Consider the following 10,509-nt stretch of genomic DNA (forward strand, 5'->3'; position numbering starts at 1 on the left):
TTCGAAGCATCAGCCTTGCATGGGGCAGCACTCAGCGCTAAAGCGCCGAGTGCTGCCGACAAGGAGACAACGCAGACGCAAGCCGGCTTTGACATGACAGAGATCAAGGACATTTCCCCCCCGATTCATCCCGAAACGCCCGTCTGGCCCGGCGATACGCCCGTTGGCGTCGAGCGCGTATGGCGCATGGAGGCAGGCTCGCCGGTCAACGTCGCGCGCGTGACGCTGTCGCCGCACACCGGCGCGCACACCGACGCCCCGCTGCATTACGACGCCGAAGGCGCGCCGATCGGCGAGGTGCCGCTCGACACGTATATCGGCGCATGCCGCGTGATTCATTGCGTGGGCGCCGCGCCGCTCGTGCTGCCCGAACACGTGAAAGGCGCGCTGCCGGGCGTCCCGCCGCGCGTGCTGCTGCGCACCTACGCGCACGCGCCGCAGGACCGCTGGGACAGCAGGTTTTGCGCCGTGGCGCCGGAAACGATCGATCTGCTCGCTGCGCACGGCGTGCGTCTCATCGGCATCGACACGCCCTCGCTCGACCCGCAGGAGTCGAAGACGATGGACGCGCATCACCGCATCCGCGCCCATGGCATGGCGATCCTCGAAGGCGTCGTGCTCGACGCCGTCGCGCCCGGCGACTACGAACTGATCGCCTTGCCGCTGAAGTTCGCGACGCTCGACGCCAGCCCCGTGCGCGCCGTGCTGCGCGCGTTGCCGCAAGCCGCCGCCAGCTGAATCCCCGCTCAATCCGACACAGAACGAAACACCGACATGAACGACCGCAACGAAGCCCTGGCAGCCGATCGCGCCGATCCGCTCGCCGCCCTGCGCGAGCAATTCACGCTCGCAGCCGGCACCCTCTATCTCGACGGCAACTCGCTCGGCGTGCCGCCCTCGGCCTCGGCCGCGCGCGCGCAGGCCGTGATCGGCGGCGAATGGGGCGAAGGCCTCATCCGCAGCTGGAACACGGCGGGCTGGTTCGCCATGCCCAGGCGTCTGGGCAACAAGCTCGCGAAGCTGATCGGCGCGGCCGACGACGAAGTCGTCGTCACCGACACCATCTCGATCAACCTCTTCAAGGCGCTTTCCGCCGCGCTGCGCGTGCAGAACGCGCGCGACCCGAAGCGCCGCGTGATCGTCTCGGAGCGCTCGAACTTTCCGAGCGACCTGTACATCGCGCAAGGACTCATCGAGCAGCTCGACCGCGGCTATGAACTGCGCCTCGTCGACGATCCTGCCGAACTGCGCGCCGCGATCCGCGAAGACGTGGCGGTGGCGATGATCACGCACGTGAACTACCGCACGGGCGAGATGCACGACATGCGCGCGCTCACCGCGCATATTCACGCGCAGGGCACGCTCGCGCTGTGGGATCTCGCGCATTCGGCGGGCGCCGTGCCGGTCGACCTGAACGGCGCGAACGCCGACTACGCCGTGGGCTGCACGTACAAGTACCTGAACGGCGGCCCCGGCTCGCCCGGTTTCGTGTGGGTGCCGAAGCGGCATCAGGATGCGTTCTCGCAGCCGCTCTCGGGCTGGTGGGGGCACAAGTCGCCGTTCGAAATGGACCCTGTCTATCGTCCGGACAACGGCATCGGCCGCTATCTGTGCGGCACGCAGCCGATCGTTTCGATGGCGCTCGTCGAATGCGGTCTCGACGTGTTCCTGCAAACCGACATGCAGGCCGTTCGCCGCAAGTCGCTCGCGCTCACCGATCTCTTCATCGAACTGGTCGAGACCCGCTGCAAGGAATTCGGCCTCACGCTCGTCACACCCCGCGAACACGCCCAGCGCGGCTCGCACGTGAGCTTCGAGCATCCGCACGGCTATGAGGTGATGCAGGCGCTGATCGCGCGCGGCGTGATCGGCGACTATCGCGAGCCGCGCGTGCTGCGCTTCGGCTTCACGCCGCTGTATCTGCGTTACGTCGATGTGTGGGACGCCGTGGAAACGCTGCGCGACGTGCTCGCCACCGGGTCCTGGCGCAAGCCCGAATTCGCCGAGCGCGGCGCGGTAACCTGAGGAGCGGCAGATGAACGATCACATGCAAATCCCGGGCATGCCCGACGCGGGTGAAACCGCGAGTGAAACCCATGGCGCCGCACGTGGCGGCTGCCCGTTCGGACACGGCGCCGCCGCGCCCGCTTCCGCTGCGCAAGCGCCTGAGGCGCAAGGCGAAGGCTGGCACGACGCGCAGCTCGACTTCTCGAAGTCGATGAGCTACGGCGACTACCTCGCGCTCGACGCGGTGCTTAACGCGCAGCATCCGCTCTCGCCCGACCACAACGAGATGCTGTTCATCGTGCAGCATCAAACGAGTGAGCTGTGGATGAAGCTCGCGCTCTACGAATTGCGCGCAGCGCTCGCTAACGTGCACCGCGACGCGCTGCCGCCCGCGTTCAAGCAGCTCGCGCGCGTCTCGCGCATCATGGAGCAGCTCGTGCAGGCGTGGAACGTCCTCTCGACGCTCACGCCCTCCGAGTACACGGCCATGCGGCCGTATCTGGGCGCGTCGTCGGGCTTCCAGTCGTATCAATACCGGCAGATCGAGTTCCTGCTCGGCAACAAGAACGTGCAGATGCTCAAGCCGCACGAGCATCGGGCCGAGATTTTCGAGCAGGTGAAAGGGACGCTCGAAGCCCCCTCGTTCTACGACGAAGTCATCCGCCTGCTCGCGCGGCGCGGCTTTGCGATCGCGCCCGAGCGCCTGAACCGCGACTGGACCCTGCCGACCGAACACGACGCCAGCGTCGAGGCGGCGTGGCTGGAGGTGTACCGCAATCCTTCGGAGTACTGGGATTTGTACGAGATGGCCGAGGAACTCGTCGATCTCGAAGACGCGTTCCGTCAATGGCGCTTTCGCCACGTGACGACGGTCGAGCGCATCATCGGCTTCAAGCAGGGCACGGGCGGCACGAATGGCGCACCGTATCTGCGCAAGATGCTCGATGTCGTGCTCTTTCCCGAGCTGTGGCACGTGCGCACGGTGCTGTAACGCGATTCGCCCCGCTCTAAAGAAAAATGCCCGCCAGGCGATGGCGGGCATTTTTTGCGTGGGAACGCGTGAGGCTTAGACCACCACGGTCTGCGCTTCGCCTTCCTTGCTTGCGCGCACGAAGCCGATCTTCCAGACCTGCTCGCCGGCGGCTGCGAGCAGCGCGGCGGCTGCATCGGCCTGGTCCGCCGCCACGACCACGGCCATGCCGATGCCGCAGTTGAACACGCGGTGCATTTCCGCATCGGCCACGCCACCGTGCTTTTGCAGCCACGTGAAGAGCGGCGGCAGCGGCCATGCCGCGTGGTTCAGTTCAGCCGTGAGGCCTTCGCGCAGCACGCGCGGAATGTTCTCGACGAGGCCGCCGCCCGTGATGTGCGCCATGCCCTTCACGGTGATGGTTTCCATCAGCTTGAGCAGCGGCTTCACGTAGATGCGCGTGGGCGCCATCAGCGCGTCGGCGAGCGAACGGCCGTCGAAGTCGGCGGCGAGGTCCGGCTGCGCGCGCTCGATGATCTTGCGCACGAGCGAGAAGCCGTTCGAGTGGATGCCGCTCGAGGCGAGGCCCAGCACCACGTCGCCCGGGGCGATCGTGCTGCCGTCGATGATCTTGCTCTTTTCGACCGCGCCCACCGCGAAGCCGGCGAGATCGTATTCGCCGTCGGGGTACATGCCCGGCATTTCGGCCGTTTCACCGCCGATCAGCGCGCAGCCCGACAGTTCGCAGCCTTGCGCGATGCCCTTGACGACCGTGGCCGCCGTATCGACATCGAGCTTGCCGCAGGCGAAGTAGTCGAGGAAGAAGAGCGGCTCGGCGCCCTGCACGAGGATGTCGTTTACGCTCATCGCGACGAGATCCTGGCCGACCGTGTCGTGTTTGTTCAGATGAAACGCGAGGCGCAGCTTGGTGCCCACGCCGTCGGTGCCCGACACGAGCACGGGCTCCCTGTACTTCTTCGGCACTTCGAAAAGCGCGCCGAATCCGCCGATGCCGCCCATCACGCCGTCGCGCAGGGTCTTCTTCGCAAAGGGCTTGATGCGGTCGACGAGCGCGTCACCCGCGTCGATGTCCACGCCCGCGTCGCGGTAGGAAAGGCCTTGGCCCTGCGCATGTTCCTGCGATGGGTCCTGATTAGCGGGGCCGGATTTCGGTTGATTCATGGGGAAGCGCCAGAAGGTCGGTAAAATGCGATTTTAACCGATTGACGGCGCCCCGCCGCCGCGGGTGGAGCGAGATCTGGAACGCGCCTCGCCTCGCGCCACACAACCTGAAACCGAGTTTTGCCGCAGAACACACCGTATTTCGCACCGTACCAGCGTCGGGCCGTAATCTGGACCGGGATCGCGCTCGCCCTCGGCAACGTGCTGCGGCGGCCGCGACCCAGTGATTCACACGGTTCTCACGAGAGCACGCCTTACTAGAACCGATTCCGTCCAGACAGACCGTGCAGCGACAGTTAACGCTCGATCTCGGCACCCCGCCGCCATCGACCTTCGACAACTTCCATATCGGCGCCAACGCCGAGCTGGTCGCGCGCCTGCGCGGTCTGGACGCGGCGCTCATGGCGGGCCCGATCGCCGATCGCACGTTCTATGTCTGGGGCGAGCCCGGCAACGGGCGCAGCCACCTGCTGCACGCACTCGCCGACGAAGCGCCGCCGGGCCATGTGCGCTATCTGGGCCCGCAAAGCGCGCTGGCGGCGTTCACGTTCGATCCGCGCGTGACGATCTACGCGGTGGACGACTGCGATTCGCTCTCGGGCGCGCAGCAAATCGCGCTCTTCAATCTCTTCAACGAGGTGCGCTCGTACCCCGCCTGCGCGCTCGTCGCGACGGGCAACGCGCCGCCCATGGGTCTCGCCGTGCGCGAGGATCTGCGCACGCGCCTCGGCTGGGGCCTCGTGTTCCACCTCGCGCCGCTCTCCGACGAGGGCAAGGCAGCCATCCTCAAGCTCGCGGCGCGCGAGCGCGGCATTGCGCTCGCCGACGACGTGCCCGCCTACCTGCTCACGCATTTCCGGCGCGACATGCCGAGCCTGATGGGCTTGCTCGACGCGCTCGACCGCTTCTCGCTCGAACAGAAGCGCGCGGTGACGCTGCCGCTGTTGCGCGCGATGCTCGCGAAGGGCGTGGGCGATCTGGCGAGCGCGTTGCCGGCGGACGAAGCGCTTCGCGCCGCAGAGCCGGCGCAAACCGGCGAGACGGGCGACGCGCTCGAAGATGAGGCCAGCGGCGACGCAGCGGCGCAAACGCCAAGCGCTGATGGGAACGAGCCGCCGGCCCCGCCGACGCTCTTCTGCGGCGAGCCGGAAGCCCCCGCCGCCGGGCCCGACGACGCCCAGCCCTACGAGGCGCCGAAAGCACCGGCCTTGCAGGCGCGCTCATCGGCGCCGGCCCCCTTCGACAAGCCGACCGACAACGTCGAAGGCGAATTGGGGGCCAAATATCGTCACGTCGTCCACAAGGAACTGGGCACCGAACTCAAGGGCGAAGTCGAAGCCGACGTGAGCAACGAGATGAGCGGCGAGCTGCGCGGCGATCTCGATCCGCCGGCCGGTACCGCCGCACCCGAAGCGCAGACAGGCGAGACGCCGGGACAGACACCGTCGACGCCGGATACGTCGGATACGCCCGATAGGCCGGATACGCCGGATACGCCGGAAACGCCGCAATCGCAGGACAGCAAGGCGCCTGCCCAGAACGACGCAGTCCCCGAATCCCCCGCGGACCCCGCCGCGCCGACGCCGCCCGCCAGCGGCGGCAACGGCGTCTCCCGCTTCAAGTAAAATGAGCGTCCATGGCTAACCTTGCACTTTTTGATCTCGATCACACCCTGATCCCCACCGACAGCGACCACGAATGGGGCCGCTTCATGGTGAAGCTCGGCATTGTCGACGGCGAGCGCTTTGCTCAGCAAAACGACCGCTTCTACGCCGACTACAAGGCCGGCAAGCTCGACATCCACGCGTACCTCGTCGCCATGCTCACGCCGCTCGCGAAATATTCGCGCGCACAACTCAAGGCATGGCACGACCAGTACATGCACGAGGTGATCAAGCCGACCATCCTGCCGAGCGCGGTCGAGCTCGTGAAAAAGCACAAGGAAGCGGGCGACCTCTGCTGCGTGGTGACGGCGACCAACGAATTCATCACGGCGCCCATCGCCGAGGTGTTCGGCGTGGACAAGCTGATCGCGTGCGAAGTCGAAACCGTGGACGGCCATCCGGCATCGGCCTTCACCGGCCGCCCGACGGGCACGCCAAGCTACCGCGAAGGCAAGATCGTGCGCGTCGAGCAATGGCTCGCCTCGCTCGGCAAGCGCTTTTCGGACTTCGAGCACAGCTACTTCTACAGCGACTCGCACAACGACATTCCGCTGCTCGAAAAAGTCACCGACCCGATCGCCACCAACCCCGACGACACCCTGCGCGCTCACGCGCAACAAGCGGGCTGGCGCATTCTCGATTTGTTCCAAGCCCAGTGATCAAGAAACTCATCCGCAAGCTGTTCGGCCAGGACGACGCCGAAGCGGCGCAAGACACCGAAGCCCCCGCCACCGATCCGCATACGGCCTCGCATGAAGGCGCAGCCGCCGTCGCCGGCAGCACCCGCGCACGCCGCAAGCCGGCCAGCGCGCAGAAGACCTCGAAGCCGCGCGCAGGCATTGGCGCGCCCGACCCGGCCACGCCCATCATCCTTTCCGCCGATGTCCACGGCATCGATCCCGCGCTGATCTCGCGCAACGCCGTGCGCGTGACCGAAGGTCTGCAGCAGGCGGGCTTCCGCGCGTTCATCGTGGGCGGTGCGGTGCGAGACCTGCTGCTCGGCATCGCGCCCAAGGACTTCGACGTCGCCACCGACGCCACGCCCGACCAGGTACAGAAGCTGTTCCGCCGCGCGCGCATCATCGGCCGGCGCTTTCAGATCGTGCACGTGCAGTTCGGCCAGGAAATCATCGAGGTCTCGACATTCCGTGCGCTGGTGGACGCTCCGCCCGCCGATGCCGCACCCGCTCCGGCGCCCGCCAAACGCATGCGCCGCGACGAGCTCGACCGCAAGACCCACGCCGTGGATGCGAGCGGCCGCGTGCTGCGCGACAACGTCTGGGGCGAGCAGCACGAAGACGCCACGCGCCGCGACTTCACGATCAACGCGATGTACTACGACCCGGCCACGCAGACGGTGCTCGACTATCACAACGGGATGGCCGACATGCGCGCGCGCCTGTTGCGCATGATCGGCGACCCGGCCACGCGTTACCGCGAAGACCCGGTGCGCATGATGCGCGTGGTGCGTTTCGCGGCGAAGCTCGGCTTCGAGATCGAAGAGCACACGCGCGAGCCGATCACGAAGCTCGCGGATCTCATCAACAACGTGCCGGCGGCGCGTCTGTTCGACGAAATGCTCAAGCTGCTGCTCTCGGGCCACGCGCTCGAGTGCCTCAGGTGGCTGCGCAAGGAGGGGCTGCATCACGGCCTTCTGCCGCTCCTCGACGTGATTCTCGAGCAGCCGCAGGGCGAACGCTTCATCACGCTCGCGCTGTCGAACACCGACGCGCGGGTGCGCGCGGGCAAGCCGGTGTCGCCGGGCTTCCTCTTCGCCACGCTGCTTTGGCACGACGTGCAGCAGCGCTGGCAGCAGTACACGGCCGCGGGCGAAATCCCGGTGCCGGCGCTGCATCGCGCGATGGATGACGTGATCGACGCGCAAACCGAGAAGCTCGCGATCCATCGCCGCTACTCGTCGGACATGCGCGAGATCTGGGGCCTGCAGCCGCGCCTCGAAAAACGTGGCCGCGGGGCGCTGAAGCTGCTGGAACACCAAAGATTTAGAGCAGGGTATGATTTCCTCCTGCTGCGCTGCGAATCGGGCGAGCTGGACGCCGAAGTCGGCCAATGGTGGACCGACTTCATTTCCGGCGACACCGCCGCGCGCGAGACGCTTCTCGCGCAGGGCGGCAAGGAGCGCTCGCCGCGCAAACGCCGGCGCCGTGGCGGCGCGAAAAGCCGCAGGACGGGCGAAGGTGCTGCACAGGAAGGCGGTGCAGCCGGCGAAATGCAGGAAGCCAGCAGTGCAGACTATGACGGCCACGCCGGTCCGCACGAGGACTGACGCCGTGCGGCGTCGCGGCAAGCCGCGGCGCACGCGTGTCGAACCGCAACAAAAGTCGCAGGAAGTGAAGCCATGACGGTTGCCTGGCTGGGAATCGGCGCGAATCTGGGGGATGCGCGCCAGACTCTCAAAGACGCGGTTGTGTGTCTCGCTCAACAGCACACCCTCACCGTCGTCGCCAAATCGAGTCTGTACCGCACCGCGCCCATCGACGCGGGCGGCGACGACTATTACAACTGCGTCGTGAAGATCGAGACGAGTCTCGACGTTCGCGCGCTGCTCGGCCTGTGCCAGCGCGTGGAGCATCATTTCGGCCGGGAGCGTCCCTTTCGCAACGCGCCCCGCACGCTCGACATCGACATCCTGCTTTACGGCGACGCAGCCATCGACGAAACCGACCTGACCGTGCCGCATCCGCGCATGACCGGCCGCGCTTTCGCGCTCGTGCCGCTCGTCGAGATCGATCCCGAACTCGTGATTCCGGGCCTGGGACCCGCCAGCGCGTTTCTCGGCGCCGTGGCCGACCAGCGCATCGAGAAGGTCAAGCCGTTGTGCCAGTGCATGGGCGCGGCGCCCGCACCGGACACGCCGCCTTCCGGCAACTGCCGATGAGCACGACGCCCCTGCCGATTTTCACCGCGGTCACGGCTGCCACCGCGGTCACCACGCGCACCACGCGGCCAGCCGCGCTCCAGTACATCGTGATCGAAGGGCCCGTCGGCGCGGGCAAGACCACGCTCGCCACGCGGCTCGCCGAGCGCTGGTCGATGCAGACGCTCTTCGAATCGAACGCCGACAATCCGTTTCTGGAGCGCGTGTATCGCGACACCGCGCCCTCGCCGCACGCGCTCGCCGCGCAGCTGCATATCGCCTTGCAGCGTGAGCAGCTTTCGCGCGACGTGGCCGCGCGCCGCGAAGCGGGCGTGCCGCTCGTGACGAATTTCCTTGCCGAACGCAACGATCTGTTCGCACGCCTCACGCTCGCCGAAGACGAACTGCCGCTCTACCGCGCGCTCGCCTCGCGTCTCACGTCATCGGCGCCCCTGCCCGACCTCGTCGTCTATCTGCAGGCGAGCCCCGAGGCGCTGTACGCGCGCATCCAGAAGCGGGCGTTGCCGCGCGAGCTGTCTATTTCGAGTGCGTTCCTGCGTGCGCTGTGCGATAGCTACAACGATTTTTTCTATCATTACGATCATGCGCCGGTGCTCACCGTCGGCGCGGAGCATCTGGATCTGCCAGATTCCGATGCGGACCTCGCGCTCGTCGCCGAACGTATCGAGACGATGCGCGGCCGCAAGGAATCCTTCGTCAAGGGCACGTCGCTATAACCGCCTGATCGACGCGATCGAGCGGCGCGCCCCCTCCCGTCTTTCCCTTTCCCAACGGATTTCCCCATGACTTACCTGCAGGAAACGAGCCGCAGCGCGGTCACCGTGCCCAAACTCCAGGCCATGCGCGATGCGGGCGAGCGCATCGCAATGCTGACGTGCTATGACGCGAGCTTCTCCGCGCTGTGCGACCGCGCGGGCGTCGATACGGTGCTGATCGGCGACTCGCTCGGCAACGTGCTTCAGGGGCACACCACGACGCTGCCCGTCACCATCGACGACATCGCCTATCACACGGCGTGCGTGGCGCGCGCGCAAACGAAGGCGCTGATCGTCGCCGATCTGCCGTTCGGCACTTTCGGCACGCCCGAAGACGCGTTTGCAAACTCGGTGAAGCTCATGCGCGCCGGCGCGCAGATGGTGAAGATCGAGGGCGGCGAATGGCTCGCGCGCACGGTGAAGATGCTGGTGGAGCGCGCCGTGCCCGTGTGCGCGCACATCGGCCTCACGCCGCAGTCGGTGCATGCGTTCGGCGGCTTCAAGGTGCAGGGCAAGAGCGATGCGGCCGCCACGCAGCTCATTCGCGACGCGCTGGCGCTGCAGGACGCGGGCGCGCAGCTCGTGGTGATCGAGGCCGTGCCCGCCGCACTCGGTGCGGAAGTCACGAAGCAACTGCGCATTCCGACCATCGGCATTGGCGCGGGCGTGGACTGCTCGGGCCAGGTGCTCGTGCTGCACGACATGCTCGGCATTTTCCCCGGCAAGCGGCCGCGCTTCGTGAAGGACTTCATGGCGGGCCAGCCCGATATCGAATCGGCCGTGCGCGCGTATGTGCAGGCCGTGAAGGAAGGCACGTTCCCGGGGCCCGGGCACGTGTTCTGAGCCGGCGATTTTGCTTCGGGGAATGAAAAGCGCGCGCCGTCTGGGGTACCCGTACCACAAAGGTGCTGTTTTTTCGCTGATTGGCCCTGAGACCCAGCCCTTTCAAGGTCTTTGTGCGTCAAACCTGGTAACCTGGCGGCCTGTTCAAGGATGGCGGGTACGAAGGAATGTTTGACGAGGTGATGAAGC

At 66.8% G+C, this 10,509-nt stretch carries 9 protein-coding genes and 1 pseudogene; 9 read left to right on the top strand and 1 reads right to left on the bottom strand.

The features are described 5' to 3' along the window. Positions 1–93 precede the first annotated feature (93 nt). From kynB to kynA, 3 genes are read left to right on the top strand one after another with little or no spacing between them, the layout of a single operon-like run. Positions 94–738: an arylformamidase gene (kynB, locus tag C7411_RS32340; protein ID WP_110388195.1), complete on the top strand. Its 645-nt coding sequence runs from the start codon at positions 94–96 to the stop codon at positions 736–738. Between the two features lie 36 nt (positions 739–774). Then, a complete protein-coding gene (kynU, locus tag C7411_RS32345) occupies positions 775–2,025 on the top strand; it encodes a kynureninase (RefSeq protein WP_110388196.1) in 1,251 nt (416 codons plus the stop codon). 10 nt (positions 2,026–2,035) lie between these two features. Further along, positions 2,036–2,998 carry a tryptophan 2,3-dioxygenase gene (gene kynA, locus C7411_RS32350; RefSeq protein ID WP_110388197.1) on the top strand — a complete coding sequence of 321 codons (963 nt, stop codon included), beginning with the start codon at positions 2,036–2,038 and terminating at the stop codon, positions 2,996–2,998. Between the two features lie 75 nt (positions 2,999–3,073). Here kynA and purM read toward each other — a convergent pair whose 3' ends face one another. Then, entirely contained in the window at positions 3,074–4,159 is a 1,086-nt protein-coding gene (gene purM, locus C7411_RS32355; RefSeq protein ID WP_110388198.1) for a phosphoribosylformylglycinamidine cyclo-ligase, read from the bottom strand. A gap of 284 nt (positions 4,160–4,443) precedes the next feature. Between purM and hda the strand changes: the two are divergent. The 6 genes and pseudogenes from hda to panB all read left to right on the top strand — a co-directional run. Then, positions 4,444–5,121 (top strand): annotated as a pseudogene (hda, locus tag C7411_RS32360) (DnaA regulatory inactivator Hda); the annotation flags it as partial. A gap of 674 nt (positions 5,122–5,795) precedes the next feature. Beyond that, positions 5,796–6,482 (top strand): histidinol-phosphatase, encoded by a 687-nt coding sequence (locus tag C7411_RS32365; RefSeq protein ID WP_042262392.1) that lies wholly within the window; start codon positions 5,796–5,798, stop codon positions 6,480–6,482. Continuing rightward, the gene (pcnB, locus tag C7411_RS32370; protein ID WP_110388199.1) at positions 6,479–8,110 is read left to right on the top strand and encodes a polynucleotide adenylyltransferase PcnB; all 1,632 of its coding nucleotides are present in this window, start codon (positions 6,479–6,481) and stop codon (positions 8,108–8,110) included. The genes C7411_RS32365 and pcnB overlap by 4 nt, the downstream gene beginning before the upstream one ends. Positions 8,111–8,182: 72 nt before the next feature. Further along, positions 8,183–8,722: a 2-amino-4-hydroxy-6-hydroxymethyldihydropteridine diphosphokinase gene (folK, locus tag C7411_RS32375; protein ID WP_110388200.1), complete on the top strand. Its 540-nt coding sequence runs from the start codon at positions 8,183–8,185 to the stop codon at positions 8,720–8,722. After that, positions 8,719–9,438: a deoxynucleoside kinase gene (locus C7411_RS32380; RefSeq protein ID WP_110388201.1), complete on the top strand. Its 720-nt coding sequence runs from the start codon at positions 8,719–8,721 to the stop codon at positions 9,436–9,438. Before folK ends, C7411_RS32380 begins: the two co-directional genes overlap by 4 nt. A gap of 66 nt (positions 9,439–9,504) precedes the next feature. Beyond that, complete coding sequence (gene panB / locus C7411_RS32385) at positions 9,505–10,320, top strand: 3-methyl-2-oxobutanoate hydroxymethyltransferase (protein ID WP_110388202.1); 816 nt, start codon at positions 9,505–9,507, stop codon at positions 10,318–10,320. Positions 10,321–10,509 lie beyond the last annotated feature (189 nt).

Source organism: Paraburkholderia silvatlantica (genome assembly GCF_003096715.1).
Taxonomy (GTDB): Bacteria; Pseudomonadota; Gammaproteobacteria; order Burkholderiales; family Burkholderiaceae; genus Paraburkholderia; species Paraburkholderia silvatlantica.

What these genes read in the sequence shown, in the direction of transcription:
- kynU (WP_110388196.1), top strand. Translation starts at nt 775, where the DNA reads ATGAACGACCGCAACGAAGCCCTGGCAGCCGATCGCGCCGATCCGCTC.
- kynB (WP_110388195.1), top strand. Translation starts at nt 94, where the DNA reads ATGACAGAGATCAAGGACATTTCCCCCCCGATTCATCCCGAAACGCCC.
- purM (WP_110388198.1), bottom strand. Translation starts at nt 4,159, where the DNA reads ATGAATCAACCGAAATCCGGCCCCGCTAATCAGGACCCATCGCAGGAA.
- C7411_RS32380 (WP_110388201.1), top strand. Translation starts at nt 8,719, where the DNA reads ATGAGCACGACGCCCCTGCCGATTTTCACCGCGGTCACGGCTGCCACC.
- C7411_RS32365 (WP_042262392.1), top strand. Translation starts at nt 5,796, where the DNA reads ATGGCTAACCTTGCACTTTTTGATCTCGATCACACCCTGATCCCCACC.
- folK (WP_110388200.1), top strand. Translation starts at nt 8,183, where the DNA reads ATGACGGTTGCCTGGCTGGGAATCGGCGCGAATCTGGGGGATGCGCGC.
- kynA (WP_110388197.1), top strand. Translation starts at nt 2,036, where the DNA reads ATGAACGATCACATGCAAATCCCGGGCATGCCCGACGCGGGTGAAACC.
- panB (WP_110388202.1), top strand. Translation starts at nt 9,505, where the DNA reads ATGACTTACCTGCAGGAAACGAGCCGCAGCGCGGTCACCGTGCCCAAA.